The sequence below is a fragment of the Xylophilus sp. ASV27 genome (assembly GCF_016428875.1).
Lineage (GTDB): Bacteria > Pseudomonadota > Gammaproteobacteria > Burkholderiales > Burkholderiaceae_C > Xylophilus.
Window position 1 is genome coordinate 21,517 of record NZ_JAELTO010000011.1, and the last position, 15,077, is coordinate 36,593.

The window sequence follows — 15,077 nt, forward strand, 5'->3', positions numbered from 1 at the left end:
CGCGGGCGGCGCCCGGCGCGACCCCTCCAACGGTGCCGGCCCGGCCGGCAGCTAAAATCCGCGGTTACTCGACAGACAGGCACCCTCCCAGGACATGACCTCCCCTACCGGCCCCATTACAGGCAGCATCGTCGCCCTCGTCACCCCCATGCACGACGACGGCAGCGTGGACTATCCCGCGCTGCGCAAGCTGATCGACTGGCACATAGCGCAGGGCACGGACTGCATCGGCGTCGTCGGCACCACGGGTGAATCGCCCACGGTGGACGTGGAGGAGCACCGCGAGATCATCCGCGTCTCGGTCGAGCAGGCCGCCGGGCGCGTGCCGATCATGGCCGGCTGCGGCGCCAATTCCACCCGCGAAGCCATCGAACTCGCCAGCTATGCCAAGGCCGTGGGCGCCGACTGCCAGTTGCAGGTCGTGCCCTACTACAACAAGCCGACGCAGGAAGGCCAGTACCAGCATTTCAAGGCCATCGCAGAGGCCGTGGGCGACCTGCCCACCGTGCTCTACAACGTGCCCGGCCGCACCGTCGCCGATATGGCGCACGACACCGTGCTGCGCCTGGCTCAGGTGCCGGGCATCGTCGGCATCAAGGAAGCCACCGGCAACATCGAGCGTGCGCAGTGGCTGATCCGCGAAGTCCCGAAGGGTTTTGCCGTCTACTCGGGCGACGATCCGACCGCCGTGGCGCTCATGCTGTGCGGCGGCCAGGGCAACGTCAGCGTCACCGCCAACATCGCACCGCGCCTGATGCACGAATTGTGCGTGGCCGCCATCGCCGGCGATGCGCGGCGCGCCCTGCAGATCCAGATGCAACTGCTGCCGGTGCACAAGCACCTGTTCGTCGAAGCCAACCCGATCCCGCTCAAGTGGGCCATGGAACGCCTGGGCCTGTGCGGCGGAGCGATGCGCCTGCCCATGACGCGCCTGACGCCGGCCAACGAACCCGTGGTCGAACAGGCACTGCGCGCCAGCGGCCTGCTCTGATGCTCCGCATCGCAGCGCTCCCACCTTCACCAACGCAAGGGATTTTTCCGTGACCCGCATTGCACCCGTCGTCCGCAACATCGGCTTGCTCGGCCTGGCCCTGGCCCTTTCGGCGTGCTCGATCCTCGAGAACGACAAGATCGACTACAAGAGCGCCACCCGCGCCAAGTCCACGCTGGACGTGCCGCCCGACCTGACCCAGCTCACGCGCGACACGCGCTACGCCATGCCGGCCGGCGCGCCGGTCTCGGCCAGCGGCTTCGAGGCGGCGCAGGCCGTCACCTCGCCCGCCGGCAGCGCCAACGCGGCGGCGTCGAGGATCGGCGACGTGCGCATCGAGCGCGACGGCAATACCCGCTGGCTGGTGGTGGACCGCCCCGCCGACAAGCTGTGGGACCCGGTGCGCGACTTCTGGATGGAGAACGGCTTTCTGCTGACCATCGACCAGGCCAACCTGGGCATCATGGAAACCGACTGGGCCGAGAACCGCGCCAAGCTGCCGCAGGACATCATCCGCAGAACGCTGGGCAAGCTGATCGACTCAGCCTACTCCACCAGCGAGCGCGACAAGTTCCGCACCCGGCTGGAGCGCACCGCCGACGGCAAGACCGAGATCTTCATCAGCCACCGCGGCATGCAGGAGGTCTACGTCGACAAGGTGCAGAAAGACCAGACCGTGTGGCAGCCGCGCCCGGTCGACCCGGAACTGGAAGCCGAATTCCTGCGGCGCCTGATGGTCAAGCTCGGCGGCGCCACCGAAGTGCAGTCCAGGCAGATGCTGGCCAGCGCGCCGGAGGTGCGCAACACCGTGCGCGTGGCCAGCGACAACGGCACCCCCGTGGTGCAGCTCGACGAGAACTTCGACCGCGCCTGGCGCCGCGTCGGCCTGACGCTGGACCGCACCGGCTTCACCGTCGAAGACCGCGACCGCAGCCAGGGCCTGTACTTCGTGCGCTATGTGGCGCCCAACCCGGACAAGAAGGACCAGGGCTTCCTCGGCAAGATCTTCAACCGCAACCCGGATGCCGCGCCGCCGGTCAAGTACCGGATCGCCGTGCGCGGCCAGGGCAACGCCACCACGGTGTCGGTGCAGAACGCCAACGGCGCGCCCGAAACCTCGGCGGACGCCGGGCGCATCGTCAAGATCATTGCCGACGATCTGAAGTGAGGCCACGCCCAGGCCGCGCGCTTCGCGTCTTCGCCAACCCCCTCAAAGGGGGCACATCCTGCGGCCCGGAAAATCCGGTTCCGCGGATGTCTGCGCATGGCCTGCCCCGCAGTCTTCTGCACCTCCGTGCCCCATGCGCTGCGGGTGGTGCGCGGGCGCCGTGGACAGTTGAGATGATCGCGCGCCGGCTGCGTGAACGGCCCTTGCTCTTGCGGTAGCGGCCATGCTGCGCTTGCGCAACCTGGGTAGCGGCAGTTCCGGCAATGCAACGGTCATCGAGGCGCGCTGCGGCACTCAGGCCACGCGCCTGCTGATCGACTGTGGGCTGGGCATGCGCCACCTCGCGCAGCGCCTGGACGCCGCCGGCCTGGCACCGGAGGCGCTGGACGCGATCTTCATCACACACGAACACGCGGACCACATCGGCTGCGCGCAGGCGCTGGCCTTGCGCCATCGCATCCCGGTCTGGATGAGCCACGGCACCCACGTCGCGCTGGGCCTGCCGGATTTCGATGGCCTGCTGCACATCGCGCACGACCTGCAGCCCATCGCCCTCGGGGCCCTCGAACTGCGCCCCTTCACCGTACCGCACGACGCGCGCGAGCCGCTTCAGTTGCGCTGCTCCGACGGCGCCTCGCATCTGGGCGTCCTGACCGACCTGGGCCACGCGAGCAACCACGTCGTGGCGCAACTGCAGGGCTGCCACGCGCTCATGCTCGAATCCAACCACGACCCGGATCTGCTCGCCCAGTCGCGCTATCCGGAATTTCTCAAGCGCCGCGTGGGCGGGCGCTATGGCCACCTGGCCAATGCCGCGGCAGCGGACCTGGCGCAGCAACTGCGGCACCCCGGCCTGCGCTGGGTCGTGGCCGCCCATCTGAGCGAACGCAACAACCGCCCCGAACTGGCCCGCGCCGGCCTGGCCACGGCCCTGGGCTGCGAGCCGCAGGACATCCACGTGGCAGCGCCGGTCGCCGGCACCGATTGGCTCGAGGTTTGACAGCGGCCCATGAAAAATGTCCGCTGTCAAGTACCCAAAGCATTTCGGCAGCGACGCAAAAGTCGAGTGCAGCCAATCACTTGGAGTGCCGGCGCTCCCACAGCTTCCCCCCGTGCTGGTGAGGCCAGGAGTCACATAGGAGCCTTGCCGCAGCCGGCGATAGCGTGTCCGGGCAAGTTGAACGCTGCAGCGGACATCGCCGATCCGGCTCAACGGTCTACTTGCGAAGCAGATTGTCCGATCGGCTGCACTCAGCGACGTTCTGACAAGGGCGCGACTGGGCCGGTCCGTTATCCACGAAGATCCAACCACGGTTTCGCAGCTTCAAGCTCATAGGCCAGCGCGAACAGCATCGATTCTCCGCCGAGACGCGCCGCGAACTGTGTGCCGATCGGCAGCCCATGGCTGCTGCGTCCCAAGGGAACGGACATCGCAGGCGTGCCCGCCACGTTGTGGATCGGGGTGTAGCCGACGTAGCGCAGAAGGCGCTCCCACAGAAGTGGGCCCGGAACCTGCGGCCCCAGGAAGCCAAGAGGAGGCGGCTCGTCGGCGACGACTGGGCTCAGCAGCACGTCGATGGCCGAGAACAGGGCGTCCATGTTCTCTCTCACCTGCGCGAACGTTGTTCGCGCCCGTGCAGGCGCTTGCGGCGGCAGGCCGCGGGCGTGCTGCGCCAGGTAGAGCGTCCACGGCTCCAGCGCCTGCTGCGGATCGGCGTTGCGGCTCTCCGCAACTCTCAACATGTGCTCGGCGCCGCCGCTCCATGCGGTCATGAAGCCGTCCATGAATTGCTCGCCGTCCACAGGCAATCGCACATGGGCGACGTGATGACCCAGCCTCTCGCAAAGCGCTGCGGCTGCCAGGGTCGCTTGACGCACGTCGGCACTGGGCTGCCGCCCGAAGACGTCCTCGATGCAGACGCCGATGCGCAACCGCTGAGGTGAAGCTCGCTCGACCACGGGCGTGGCTGGCAGCGGCGCTTGAGCGTCGCTGCGCTGGTTCCAGGCGAACAATCGCGCGCTGTCGCGTATGGAGTGGCTGACGCAATTCTCAACGCCGCTGTCAGTGTCCGCCGACCCGACCATGCGCCCTCGGCTGGGCTTCATGCCGAAGAGTCCGCAGCACGAAGCGGGGATGCGGATCGAACCTCCGCCATCGCTCGCATGCGCCATCGGCAGCATGCCAGAAGCCACGGCCACGGCAGCCCCACCGGACGATCCACCGGGCGAGCGGCTCACGTCCCACGGATTGCGGGAAGGCCCGAACAGCAGTGGTTCCGTACTCGCGTCGAGCGCGAATTCGGGCGTGTTGGTCTTGCCCAGGACGATCAGTCCCGAATCTTCAGAGCGCAGCACCAGCGGCGCGCTCGTCGCCGCCACGTTGTCACGCAGCAGTCGTGAGCCCGAGGTCCGCCGCAGGCCCTTCACGTCCAGTAGGTCCTTGATGGCATAGGGTACGCCTGGAAACGGCCCCGCTCCGGACGCATTGACCAGACGCGCGCGATCCCGCGCCCTGTCGAAGTCCGGCGTCACCAGGGCGTTGAGGCGGGGATTGAGTCGCTCGATGCGGGCAATGGCCGCATCCACCAGTTCGAGCGGAGAGACACGACCCGAGCGCACGAGGGCGGCTTGGGCGCTGGCGTCCAGCCTGGCAAGTTCGTCGCTGTCCGCGACGGACTGCAAGTTGCGGGCGCCGACGCTGCGGGACGACGCGTCGGCCGATGCGCAGGCGGCGCTCGCCATGGCCGACGCGCTTTTCAGGAGGGCTCTTCTGTCCATACACTCTTTCATTTGGTCGTTTCAGGGACGGGCCCGCGAGCTGCGGGACTCTCAGCAACGCCTATCGTGTCGAACACCCTCCGGCCATGCTTGTATGAACGCGCCATCAACGATCCATGCGAAGAGCTACCATCTGCTGAGTGCAGGTCTCGATGACGGGCTGCGCTCGCCCGTTGATCTCTTCTCCTGGAGCGTGCGCGGAACCGTGTCCGGCCTGGTGAACCATGCGAGCTACATCGCCAATAGCCGCGACGCTCGCTCGTGCGGCGCAGCCCGTACGCCGACCGCTCGGCGCTTCGGCGAACTGGTCGCGCTCGACGCGAATCCGGTGGCGCGCCTTCTTCTTGGCGCGCAGAGCCAGGAATCGTTGCAACTAGGGTGGAACCGCTACAACCGCAAGGCCCCGCTGGCCGTCGACACGGAATGGACGGCTGAACCCGAGGCCCTTCGCCGCCAGCTGAGAAGCGGCGTGGACGACGATGGTTTTCGGCGCGACACGATCTCCGCCTGCCTTGAAGGCTTGCGCGAATCCGCGGCCCGTTCGAAGACCCCGTCGGCTCGAACGCTCTTGGCGGTGTGGTGCGCATTGGGCGAGGCGGATCGCGCCGTCGGCGATGCAATCGACTGCCTCTACGAAGAACCCGCTGCGGACATGGCCGCAAGTGCCCTCTGGCTGGGCTGTAGCCCGCGGACCCTGCAGCGCCGCTTGAGCAGAGCTGGCCTGAACTTCAGCGTCTTGAAGCAGGCCGTGCGCATCGACGTGGCAGGAATGCTCATGCGAGCGCCGGTGGCGCATTCGCTGACAGTGATCGCTCAGACGGCCGGATTCTTCGACTCCGCGCACTTCGCGCACGCTTGGCAGCAGTCCTGCGGGCTAGCGCCATCGGCCTACCGCCAGCTTGCCGCGGACATGCACTCACTCCGATAGCTGCGCGTGAAGGCGTGCTGGCCTACCTGGTGGACAACGCGCTGACCTATGCCGGAGGCTCGGTGCTGCCCGACCCCGACAGCCCACTGGAGGCCAGCGTCTTGACGTCCGAGTTCAAGATCAACTATCTGCGCCCCGCGCACGATGGCGAGCGTCTGGTGGCCGTGGCCACAGTGGTTGGTAGCGGCCGGACTCAGGCGGTATGCCGCTGCGACGTGTTCGTCGAGAAGGACGGCCAGCGCAAGCTGTGCGCCGCGGCGCAGGGCACGATCCGCAAAGCATGATGAACATCGCCCCCAGCGTTCAGGTCGTTCTGGAGCAAGCCGCATCGAAGCTCCTGCTCCATGAGGGCACCAGCGTGTACCTGAGTTCGACGGCCAGGGCCTGGGGTTGTGCCGCATCGACTGCGGACTTGGTGAGCTCGATTCTTGCCATGACGACTCCTCGGTGAGAACCGATTCCCAGGAGCCAGATGGGGGCCAGCAGAAGGGAAACCGGGTCAGGGTTGAGAAAGCACCGTCATATGTTGGACTCGCCTAAGTGATTGATAAACCTGCTGTATCTGGCTTCGGCGTAGTCCAGCGAAGTTCGGCGCGGGAGTCATGGTGAAATGAAAAACGCCCCGATCGGCCAATGCCAGTCAGTTAAGAGCTGACTGGCATTTTCTTTGTGGGGAACTTGCTGCGAGAGCGCTTGACCTCGCGCGGGAATGACCGCCCGGCGCGGCGAGGCGGGAGCACGAAGTAGCGGGCTTGCTCCAACAGCCGCTGCAAGAGCGCAGGCAAGGAGCCGGCGCGCGCCAGGTGCACCGTGTTGATCGTCCCCACGATGGCATGGCGCGCTGTATGGAAGCTGCTGCGGGTGGGCTCGACACCCGCGTGCCGGGCCATCAGGCGCATCCATCGGCGCAGCAGTGTGTGGGCAATCAAGATGCCCCAGACCTCCTGCCTGACCAGTTCAGGCTGCTTGCTGCGCAGCACGGCTTGACCTTGCTGCAGTGATTGCTTGATCTCCCGAAACCCCAGCTCGATCTCCCAGCGCTGGCGGTACAGCTGCGCCAGCGACGCTGCGGCAAACCGCTGAAGATCGAGCATCGAGGTGATGAAGCGCCTGATCTTGCCGCCAGCGCTGAGCTCGATCAGACGGGCCTGCCAATGGCTGGGCAGTTCTGGGTGCAGCTTCCTGGCACGCGGTGACACGGGCATGCGGATCAGCCAGTCGCCTGCGCCCAAGGTCTGGGCCATCTCCTGCACGACTTGCCACAGCGGCATCTGACGGAACAAGGCCAGACCAATCACCAGCCACACGGCATGTTGCGCCGGCAGCTTGCGGCGCCGTATCGAAGCCTTGCCCGTGGCTTGCAAGGCTTGTTCGATCCAGCCCGGGTCGATCAGGGCGCTCAACTCGGCTATCCCATTGGCAGGCAGTGCCTCCAATGTCTCGTTCAGGGTGGTTTGCAGCAGGCTCAAAGTAAAAAGGGAACGTGGTCCATACGTTCCCTTTTTACCTGCCTTCAGCTTCGCTTGGGCTTATCTGACTGGCATTGGCCTCGCGGTGACTATTTTCATGGAGGCGATGAAAGAGCGCTTACTTCTTGGCAGCATCCGCGGCCGCGTCGGCCGCCTTCTTGGCCGCCTCGCTGGCAGCATCCGCGGCGTTGTTGGCTGCGTTGGCTGCGTTGGCCGCATCGGCTGCGGCTGCGGCGGGGGTGGCATCGGCACCAGGGCCAATGGACGCGCCGGGCACTGCGGGGGCCGGGGCCGGAGCGGGCGCCTCTACCGGAGCCGGCGGCGGCACGGGTGCGGGTTCCTCCTTCTTGCCGCAGGCAGCGAGGGCCACGGCAGAAACCAGAGCGGCGAGTACGAGCGAGTTCTTCATGTCGGAATTCCTTTGGAACAGATCAAATTTCGAAAACCGCCGGCGCTGTGTACCGCGAAGCGGGCGCACACAGCACAAAAACGTCCGGCCCATTTTCAGCACTAACCGGACATCGATTGTAGAGGCTCGTGTCCGGGGGCCACGGCCTGACACAGTCCATTTCACTTGGACATCAGGCATTTCCCTGACTGCATTGATTCACCGCAATGGCTCATGCACCAGCCTCGTGCAGCCATCCCGCCTCACCCCAGGATGAGAGCAGCTCACGCGCCTCGGCGCTGGCGGCGGCCACTTCACGGGCATTCAACGCCCGCGCGTCGGCCAGGCGCTGCATCAGGCGGGCATCCCGGCCGGCCGCGCGGTAGCTCTCGCCATTGATGAAGACATGGCGCGGGTCGTAGAGCATGCGGGTGCGGCGGTCCAGCCGCACAGCCGCCGGCAGGGCCGGTGCGGCGCCCTGGTCGAACCACACCTGGGGCTTGGGTTCCGTCAGGTACTCGCCCAGGGCGCGCGGCAGGGCATCGCGATCGCGCAGCAAGTCCTCCAGCGCCGAGCGGGCGAAGGCCTGGAGCGCCTGCGGCACCGCGCCCGGCGCGGACACTGCCGGCTGGCCGGCGTCGCCATAGAGCCGCTCGCTGCCGTCGGCCGCGTCTTCGGCAAGCCGCTGCAGCAGTTCCTGCGCCAGTTCGTTCGCGCGCGGCGCGCGAAAGCCGATGGAGCAGGTCATGCATTCCCCCTGCGCCACACCGTCATGCGCATAGCGCGGCGGCAGGTACAGCATGTCGCCAGGCTCGAGCACGAACTCCTGCTCGGGCGTGAAATGCGCCAGGATCTTGAGCGGCACGTCTTCCTGCAGGGTCAGGTCCTTCTGCCGGCCGATGCGCCAGCGGCGCCGGCCATGCGTCTGCAGCAGGAACACGTCGTAGCTGTCGAAATGCGGGCCCACGCCGCCGCCGTCGGTGGCAAAGCTGATCATCACGTCGTCCAGCCGCGCATCCGGCACGAAGCGGAACTGCTGCAACAGATCGTGCGCGCCTGCGTGGTGCAGGTCCACCCCCTGCACCAGCAAGGTCCAGTCGGGTGCCGCAAGAGGGGGCAGCGCGCGCCGCGCAAACGGGCCGCTGCGCATCTGCCAGCGCCCCCCGGCGGCGCGAATCAGGCGCGACTCGACCTCGTCGCGGGCGGCCAGGGCCAGCAGTTCGGCGCGGGCCGGCAGCCACGATTGCGGGTCGGGCACGGCCTGTCGCACCAGCAGGGGCTTGCGCTGCCAGTGGCGGCGCATGAATCGGTCGGGGCTGAGGCCGCCCAGCAGGGCCAGCGGCAAAGAGGTTTCCATGGAATAGGTTTGGCCGCGGGTGACGGCAGAAGCGGAGTCGAACTGCGACAATTCTCGTATGGAAATCTCGGAACAATGCGTGGTCGCCCTGACCTGGAAACTGACGGACACCCTGGGCGAGGAACTCGACGTGCTGGACAGCCCGGTCGAATTCCTGGTGGGTGGCGACGATCTGCTCAAGAAGATCGAGGAGGCGCTGCAGGGCCACGTGGCCGGCGACCGGCTCAAGCTGCACATCGAGCCGGAAGAGGCCTTCGGCGACTACGACGACAAGCTGCTGTTCCTGGAGCCGCGCGCCAGCTTCCCTCCGGAACTCGAAGAAGGCATGACCTTCGAGGGCAGCGCACTGCCGCCAGGCACCAACCCGGAGGCCCCGCGCGACGCGCTCTACACCGTGGCAGACATCTACCCGGACCACGTGGTGCTGGACGGCAACCATCCACTGGCCGGCATCGCCATCCGGCTCGAACTGAAGGTGGAGGGCGTGCGCCAGGCGACCGAGGAAGAGATTGGCCGCGGCTCGGCCGGCACCGGATTCTTCCGCATACAGGCGCAGGCGCCGGGCAGTTCAACGCTGCACTGACCTCCCCGCCCCGGAATGCAGACAGGGCCGCCGCGGCAGCCCTGTCTGCAGGATTCATGCGGGCTTCAGAAGCGCTGGATCTGGCCGTCCTGGATGCGCACCCGGTCGCCGATACGCAGGTCGCCCGGCGAGGGCACGTCGAAGGCGCGCATGCTGCCATTGTCGGTCTGCACCGAGATCCGGTAGGTCTGCACGATCGGACCGCGCTGATTGCCCTCGATCTGATTGCCGGCCACCGCGCCGCCCATGACACCGATGCCGGTGGCCAGCGCGCGGCCACCGCCGTGACCGATCTGGTTGCCCACGACCGCGCCGAGCAAGCCCCCGATGATCGCGCCGGCGCCCGATGGCGCACGCGCCTGCTCGGATTGCATCACCTCGATGTTGCTGATGCGGCCATATTCCAAGTAAGAGGACTGCTGGTAGGCCGGATAGGGCGCGGGACGCGCCACGGGCGCCGGATAGGCGGTCGGGTACGGGGCAGGCCGCGCATAGTACGGATCGGTCACGCAAGCCGACAGCGAAACCACGGCGACGAGGCCGAGTGCCAGGGAAAGGCTGCGGGGAAGTGAGGTCATGCTGAACTCCTGTCCTGTGAGAGGTAATGTGCCGATTCGTCAGGCAGGCCCGACGCAGTTCGATGAAATTGGGCCTGCCTGCATCGCGCCACACGAGCCGGTAATCGCCCAAGGACCCGTGGGATGTACAACGCAGCAATGGTAGGAATCCGCCGACGCGCCGCCGCGAAGACGGTGCAAACAAGCGTTACCAGGTGCGTCCTCAGCTGCGGCCCGTGGAGCCATAACCGCCTTCGCCGCGCGGCGAGGCGGGGAAGTCCTCCACCACCCGGAAACGCGCCTGCACCACCGGAACGATCACCAGTTGCGCGATGCGCTCCATAGGCGCGATGGTGAATGCCGTATCGCTGCGGTTCCAGGCGCTGACCATCAACTGGCCCTGGTAGTCGCTGTCGATCAGGCCGACCAGGTTGCCCAGCACGATGCCGTGCTTGTGGCCCAGGCCCGAGCGCGGCAGGATCAGGGCGGCGTAGGCCGGGTGGGCCAGGTGGATGGCGATGCCGGTGGGCACCAGTTGCCAGGCGTTGGGTGCCAGTTCCAGCGGGGCGTCCAGGCAGGCGCGCAAATCCAGCCCGGCGCTGCCGGGAGTGGCATAGGCGGGCAACTGGTCCGCCATGCGCGGGTCGATGATCTTGACGTCGAGTTCCATATTTGAAGGTTCAGGTTGCTGCGCCAATGTCCATCCGGCGCGCGATCTCCGCCACCAGCCGGCGCGCCAGCGCCAGCTTGGAGGCGCGTTCGGTCGGCTGCGCACCCCCCGCATCGACCAGCAGCAACTGGTTGTCGTCCTGGCCGAAGGCGGCGGGGCCGATGTTGCCTACCAGCAGCGGGATGCCCTTGCGCTCGCGCTTGGCCTTGGCATGCGCCGCGAGGTCGTGGCTCTCCGCGGCAAAGCCGACGCAGAACAGCCGGCCGCTGCGCGCCCGCTCGCTCTGCGCCAGGGTCTGCAGGATGTCGGTGTTCTCGACGAACTCCAGCGCCGGCATGGCGCCAGTGCCGTCCTTCTTGATCTTCTGTGCGCTCGGCGCGGCGGGCCGCCAGTCCGCGACGGCCGCGGTGGCCACGAACACCGTCGCCTGCGGGGCCGCGGCCGTGGCGGCATCGAGCATCTGGCGCGCCGACTGCACGTCGACGCGGCGCACGCCGCGCGGCGTCGGCAATGAAACGGGTCCCGCCACCAGCGTGACCTCAGCCCCCGCCTCGCGGGCTGCGCGTGCAACGGCAAAGCCCATCTTCCCGGAGGAATGGTTGGTGATGCCCCGTATCGGGTCGATGGCCTCGAAGGTCGGCCCCGCCGTGACCAGGACGTGCTGCCCGGCCAGCAGCTTGGGCTGACAGTGGGCGATCAGGTCTTCCAGCAACTCTGCCGGCTCCAGCATGCGCCCGTCACCGGTTTCGCCGCAGGCCTGCGGGCCGTTGCCCACGCCCAGCACCACGGCACCGTCGGCCGCGAGCTGGGCCAGGTTGCGCTGGGTGGCCGGGTGCAGCCACATTTCGCGGTTCATGGCCGGGGCCACCAGCAGCGGCACGCGGGCCACGGGCCGGGCCAGGCACAGCAGGCTCAGCAGTTCGTCGGAGCGGCCCTGCACCAGCCGGGCGATGAAGTCGGCGCTGCAGGGCGCGATCAGGATCGCATCGGCCTCGCGCCCCAGCTTGATGTGGGGCATGTTGTCGGGCTCGCGCGCATCCCACTGCGAGCGGTACACCGGCCGCTGCGACAGCGCCTGCATGGTCACCGGCGTGATGAACTGCTCGGCCGCCTCGGTCATCACCACCTGCACCGTGGCACCGGCCTTGACCAGCAGGCGGCAGAGTTCGGCCGATTTGTAGCAGGCGATGCCACCGCTCAGGCCGAGGACGATGTGTTTGCCGGAAAGGTCCATGCGCTGCGCTCGGGGAAGGAGGGAAACCAGGGGAGCGGGCAATGTAGCAGACCGTCGCGGCGGCCGGAGCGCGCCGGGGCCGACCTCTATAATCTCGCTTTACCACCTCCCGGGAAGCAAGGCTCCCGACCCGACATGACCAAATTCGTCTTCGTCACCGGCGGTGTGGTGTCCTCCCTGGGCAAGGGAATCGCCTCAGCCTCCCTTGCCGCGATCCTCGAATCGCGGGGCCTCAAGGTCACGCTCATCAAGCTCGATCCCTACATCAACGTGGATCCGGGCACCATGTCCCCCTTCCAGCATGGCGAGGTGTTCGTCACCGACGACGGCGCCGAGACCGACCTGGACCTGGGCCACTACGAACGCTTCATCGAAACGCGCATGAAGCGCACCAACAACTTCACCACCGGCCGGATCTACCAGTCGGTGCTGGAGAAGGAGCGCCGTGGCGACTACCTGGGCAAGACGGTGCAGGTGATTCCGCACATCACCAACGAGATCCAGGAATACATCAAGCGCGGCGCCGGCTTTGGCGCGGCCGAGGCGGTGGACGTGGCCATCGTCGAGATCGGCGGCACCGTGGGCGACATCGAGTCGCTGCCCTTCCTGGAGGCGGCGCGCCAGATGAGCCTGAAGCTCGGCCCCAACAACACTGCCTTCGTCCACCTGACCTACGTGCCCTGGATCGCAGCGGCGGGCGAACTCAAGACCAAGCCGACCCAGCACACGGTGCAGAAGCTGCGCGAGATCGGCATCCAGGCCGACGCCCTGCTCTGCCGCGCCGACCGCCGCATTCCCGAGGACGAGCGCGCCAAGATCTCGCTGTTCACCAACGTGCCCGAATGGGGCGTGATCTCCATGTGGGACGTGGACACCATCTACAAGGTGCCGCGCATGCTGCACGAGCAGGGCCTGGACGGCCTGATCTGCGACAAGCTGCGCCTGAACACGCCGCCGACCAGCCTCAAGCGCTGGGACGACCTGGTGTACGAAACCACCCACCCTCAGCACGAGGTGTGCATCGCCATGGTCGGCAAGTACGTCGATCTCTCGGACAGCTACAAGTCGCTCAACGAGGCGCTGCGCCACGCCGGCATGAAGAACCATGCGCGGGTGAAGATCGAGTACGTCGACTCCGAGACCATCTCCCCCGACAACGTGGCGCGGCTAGCGAAGTTCGACGCCATCCTGGTGCCCGGCGGCTTCGGCAAGCGCGGCGTGGAAGGCAAGATCTGCGCGGCGCGCTTCGCCCGCGAGCACAAGCTGCCCTACCTCGGCATCTGCCTGGGCATGCAGGTGGCCACCATCGAGTACGCGCGCCACGTGGCCGGCCTGAAGGACGCCAACAGCACCGAGTTCGAGCCGGAAACGCCCTGCCCCGTGATCGCCCTGATCACCGAGTGGAAGGACGCCGACGGCACGATCAAGACGCGCTCGGCCAATTCCGACCTCGGCGGCACCATGCGCCTGGGCGCACAAAGCTCGGACGTCACCCCCGGCACGCTGGCGCATGAGATCTACGGCGACGTGGTCACCGAACGCCACCGCCACCGCTACGAAGCCAACGTGAACTACCTGGAGCCGCTGCGCCAGGCCGGCCTGGTGATTTCCGCCCTGACGCAGCGCGAGCAACTGACCGAGATCGTCGAACTGCCGCGCTCGGTCCACCCCTGGTACATCGGCGTGCAGTTCCATCCGGAATTCAAGTCCACGCCCTGGGACGGCCACCCGCTGTTCAATGCCTTTGTCAAGGCTGCGCTGCAGCACCAAGGCGCGGATAAGAAAGCACTGAAGGTCGTTGCATGAAGCTTTGCGGATTCGACATCGGGCTCGACAAGCCCTTCTTTCTGATCGCCGGGCCCTGCGTCGTCGAGTCCGAGCAATTGCAAATTGATGCAGCCGGGACGCTGAAGGAAATTACCTCCAGCCTTGGCATTCCCTTCATTTTCAAGAGCAGTTTTGACAAGGCCAACCGAACCAGCGAAACGGCATACCGGGGCCTTGGTATGGACAAAGGGCTTGAAATTCTTGCGAAGGTCAGGCGCGAGATAGGCGTCCCTGTTCTCACGGATATCCACCGCGAAGACCAGATCGCTCAGGTTGCGTCGGTGGTGGACGTGTTGCAGACTCCGGCCCTTCTGTGCCGGCAGACCGATTTCATCCATGCCGTGGCTCTGTCTGGCAAGCCCGTGAATATCAAAAAGGGGCAATTCATGGCGCCCGGTGACATGAAGAATGTCATCGTCAAAGCGCGCGCCGCTGCGAAAGCTGCTGGGCTGAGTGAAGACAACTTCATGGCCTGCGAGCGTGGTGCGAGCTTTGGCTACAACAACCTGGTGTCGGACATGCGCAGCTTGGCCATCATGCGCGACACTGAAGCGCCAGTGGTGTTTGATGCAACGCATTCGGTGCAGCTGCCCGGTGGTCAAGGCACCAGCAGCGGCGGCGTTCGTGAGATGGTCCCGGTCCTGGCCCGCGCGGCCGTCGCTGTGGGTGTTTCAGGTCTGTTCATGGAAACCCATCCCGACCCTGCCAATGCGCTGTGCGACGGCCCCAACGCCGTGCCGCTCAAGCACATGAAGGCCTTGCTCGAAACCCTGCTGGCGCTCGATGCGGTGACCAAGCAGAATCCCTTCCTCGAGGAGACCTTCTCAGCATGAGCAGCGGCTACATCATCGCCCACGTCGACGTCACCAACCCGGCCCAGTACGAGGACTACAAGAAATGGTCCAGCGAGGCCATTCGCATGCACGGCGCCGAGGTCTGCGTGCGCGGCGGCCAGGTGCAGGTGCTGGAGGGCGACTGGTCGCCCGCGCGCGTGGTGGTCCTCAAGTTCCCGAGCTTCGAGGCGGCCAAGGCCTTCAGCGCCTCGCCCGAGTACGAGAAGGCGCGCGCGTCGCGCCAGGGCGCCGCGGTGATGCGCATGATCGCAGTAGAAGGCCTCTGACCGCGGC

General features: G+C 66.8%; 16 protein-coding genes and 1 pseudogene. 9 read left to right on the forward strand and 8 right to left on the reverse strand.

The genetic code is table 11. The annotated features are described in order from the left end of the window. Nucleotides 1-94: 94 nt before the first annotated feature. From dapA to JHD63_RS04120, 3 genes are all read left to right on the forward strand, one after another. A complete protein-coding gene (gene dapA / locus JHD63_RS04110; RefSeq protein ID WP_198969443.1) occupies nucleotides 95-991 on the forward strand; it encodes a 4-hydroxy-tetrahydrodipicolinate synthase in 897 nt (298 codons plus the stop codon). Nucleotides 992-1,049: 58 nt separating this feature from the next. Further along, nucleotides 1,050-2,159, forward strand: a complete 1,110-nt coding sequence (gene bamC, locus JHD63_RS04115) for an outer membrane protein assembly factor BamC (RefSeq protein ID WP_198969504.1) — start codon at nucleotides 1,050-1,052, stop codon at nucleotides 2,157-2,159. A gap of 223 nt (nucleotides 2,160-2,382) precedes the next feature. After that, complete coding sequence (locus JHD63_RS04120; protein WP_198969444.1) at nucleotides 2,383-3,159, forward strand: MBL fold metallo-hydrolase; 777 nt, start codon at nucleotides 2,383-2,385, stop codon at nucleotides 3,157-3,159. 290 nt (nucleotides 3,160-3,449) lie between these two features. Here JHD63_RS04120 and JHD63_RS04125 read toward each other — a convergent pair whose 3' ends face one another. Next, nucleotides 3,450-4,901, reverse strand: coding sequence for an amidase (locus JHD63_RS04125; RefSeq protein WP_198969446.1), 1,452 nt, complete (start codon nucleotides 4,899-4,901; stop codon nucleotides 3,450-3,452). Between the two features lie 130 nt (nucleotides 4,902-5,031). On the opposite strand from JHD63_RS04125, the gene JHD63_RS04130 reads away from it, so the two are divergent. Continuing rightward, entirely contained in the window at nucleotides 5,032-5,865 is an 834-nt protein-coding gene (locus JHD63_RS04130) for an AraC family transcriptional regulator (RefSeq protein WP_198969447.1), read from the forward strand. Further along, complete coding sequence (locus JHD63_RS04135; protein ID WP_198969505.1) at nucleotides 5,763-6,149, forward strand: PaaI family thioesterase; 387 nt, start codon at nucleotides 5,763-5,765, stop codon at nucleotides 6,147-6,149. The genes JHD63_RS04130 and JHD63_RS04135 overlap by 103 nt, the downstream gene beginning before the upstream one ends. Before the next feature lie 58 nt (nucleotides 6,150-6,207). Here the strand turns inward: JHD63_RS04135 and JHD63_RS04140 are convergent. The 4 genes and pseudogenes from JHD63_RS04140 to JHD63_RS04155 form a co-directional block, all read right to left on the reverse strand. Then, nucleotides 6,208-6,348 (reverse strand): annotated as a pseudogene (locus tag JHD63_RS04140) (integrase); the annotation flags it as partial. A 161-nt stretch (nucleotides 6,349-6,509) separates the two neighbouring features. Then, nucleotides 6,510-7,334 carry a transposase domain-containing protein gene (locus tag JHD63_RS04145; RefSeq protein ID WP_198969449.1) on the reverse strand — a complete coding sequence of 275 codons (825 nt, stop codon included), beginning with the start codon at nucleotides 7,332-7,334 and terminating at the stop codon, nucleotides 6,510-6,512. A gap of 118 nt (nucleotides 7,335-7,452) precedes the next feature. After that, complete coding sequence (locus JHD63_RS04150; protein ID WP_198969451.1) at nucleotides 7,453-7,743, reverse strand: hypothetical protein; 291 nt, start codon at nucleotides 7,741-7,743, stop codon at nucleotides 7,453-7,455. A gap of 211 nt (nucleotides 7,744-7,954) precedes the next feature. Further along, nucleotides 7,955-9,079 (reverse strand): cupin domain-containing protein, encoded by a 1,125-nt coding sequence (locus JHD63_RS04155; RefSeq protein WP_198969453.1) that lies wholly within the window; start codon nucleotides 9,077-9,079, stop codon nucleotides 7,955-7,957. A gap of 58 nt (nucleotides 9,080-9,137) precedes the next feature. Here JHD63_RS04155 and JHD63_RS04160 point away from each other — a divergent pair, with 58 nt between their 5' ends. Next, on the forward strand, nucleotides 9,138-9,662 hold the full coding sequence (locus tag JHD63_RS04160; RefSeq protein WP_198969455.1) for an FKBP-type peptidyl-prolyl cis-trans isomerase: 525 nt from the start codon (nucleotides 9,138-9,140) through the stop codon (nucleotides 9,660-9,662). A 65-nt stretch (nucleotides 9,663-9,727) separates the two neighbouring features. Here JHD63_RS04160 and JHD63_RS04165 read toward each other — a convergent pair whose 3' ends face one another. From JHD63_RS04165 to coaBC, 3 genes are all read right to left on the reverse strand, one after another. Then, entirely contained in the window at nucleotides 9,728-10,240 is a 513-nt protein-coding gene (locus JHD63_RS04165; RefSeq protein ID WP_198969457.1) for an outer membrane lipoprotein, read from the reverse strand. A gap of 202 nt (nucleotides 10,241-10,442) precedes the next feature. Further along, complete coding sequence (gene dut / locus JHD63_RS04170) at nucleotides 10,443-10,889, reverse strand: dUTP diphosphatase (protein ID WP_198969459.1); 447 nt, start codon at nucleotides 10,887-10,889, stop codon at nucleotides 10,443-10,445. 10 nt (nucleotides 10,890-10,899) lie between these two features. Continuing rightward, complete coding sequence (gene coaBC / locus JHD63_RS04175; protein ID WP_198969461.1) at nucleotides 10,900-12,123, reverse strand: bifunctional phosphopantothenoylcysteine decarboxylase/phosphopantothenate--cysteine ligase CoaBC; 1,224 nt, start codon at nucleotides 12,121-12,123, stop codon at nucleotides 10,900-10,902. Between the two features lie 135 nt (nucleotides 12,124-12,258). Between coaBC and JHD63_RS04180 the strand changes: the two genes are divergently transcribed. The 3 genes from JHD63_RS04180 to JHD63_RS04190 are packed head-to-tail and all read left to right on the forward strand — an operon-like array spanning nucleotide 12,259 to nucleotide 15,070. After that, nucleotides 12,259-13,929: a CTP synthase gene (locus JHD63_RS04180; RefSeq protein WP_198969463.1), complete on the forward strand. Its 1,671-nt coding sequence runs from the start codon at nucleotides 12,259-12,261 to the stop codon at nucleotides 13,927-13,929. Next, a complete protein-coding gene (gene kdsA / locus JHD63_RS04185; protein WP_198969465.1) occupies nucleotides 13,926-14,783 on the forward strand; it encodes a 3-deoxy-8-phosphooctulonate synthase in 858 nt (285 codons plus the stop codon). Before JHD63_RS04180 ends, kdsA begins: the two co-directional genes overlap by 4 nt. Beyond that, nucleotides 14,780-15,070, forward strand: a complete 291-nt coding sequence (locus JHD63_RS04190; RefSeq protein WP_198969467.1) for a DUF1330 domain-containing protein — start codon at nucleotides 14,780-14,782, stop codon at nucleotides 15,068-15,070. Before kdsA ends, JHD63_RS04190 begins: the two co-directional genes overlap by 4 nt. Nucleotides 15,071-15,077 lie beyond the last annotated feature (7 nt).

What these genes read in the sequence shown, in the direction of transcription:
- dapA (WP_198969443.1), top strand. Translation starts at nt 95, where the DNA reads ATGACCTCCCCTACCGGCCCCATTACAGGCAGCATCGTCGCCCTCGTC.
- JHD63_RS04120 (WP_198969444.1), top strand. Translation starts at nt 2,383, where the DNA reads ATGCTGCGCTTGCGCAACCTGGGTAGCGGCAGTTCCGGCAATGCAACG.
- JHD63_RS04125 (WP_198969446.1), bottom strand. Translation starts at nt 4,901, where the DNA reads ATGGCGAGCGCCGCCTGCGCATCGGCCGACGCGTCGTCCCGCAGCGTC.
- JHD63_RS04130 (WP_198969447.1), top strand. Translation starts at nt 5,032, where the DNA reads ATGAACGCGCCATCAACGATCCATGCGAAGAGCTACCATCTGCTGAGT.
- JHD63_RS04150 (WP_198969451.1), bottom strand. Translation starts at nt 7,743, where the DNA reads ATGAAGAACTCGCTCGTACTCGCCGCTCTGGTTTCTGCCGTGGCCCTC.
- JHD63_RS04155 (WP_198969453.1), bottom strand. Translation starts at nt 9,079, where the DNA reads ATGGAAACCTCTTTGCCGCTGGCCCTGCTGGGCGGCCTCAGCCCCGAC.
- JHD63_RS04160 (WP_198969455.1), top strand. Translation starts at nt 9,138, where the DNA reads ATGGAAATCTCGGAACAATGCGTGGTCGCCCTGACCTGGAAACTGACG.
- JHD63_RS04165 (WP_198969457.1), bottom strand. Translation starts at nt 10,240, where the DNA reads ATGACCTCACTTCCCCGCAGCCTTTCCCTGGCACTCGGCCTCGTCGCC.
- dut (WP_198969459.1), bottom strand. Translation starts at nt 10,889, where the DNA reads ATGGAACTCGACGTCAAGATCATCGACCCGCGCATGGCGGACCAGTTG.
- coaBC (WP_198969461.1), bottom strand. Translation starts at nt 12,123, where the DNA reads ATGGACCTTTCCGGCAAACACATCGTCCTCGGCCTGAGCGGTGGCATC.
- JHD63_RS04180 (WP_198969463.1), top strand. Translation starts at nt 12,259, where the DNA reads ATGACCAAATTCGTCTTCGTCACCGGCGGTGTGGTGTCCTCCCTGGGC.
- kdsA (WP_198969465.1), top strand. Translation starts at nt 13,926, where the DNA reads ATGAAGCTTTGCGGATTCGACATCGGGCTCGACAAGCCCTTCTTTCTG.
- JHD63_RS04190 (WP_198969467.1), top strand. Translation starts at nt 14,780, where the DNA reads ATGAGCAGCGGCTACATCATCGCCCACGTCGACGTCACCAACCCGGCC.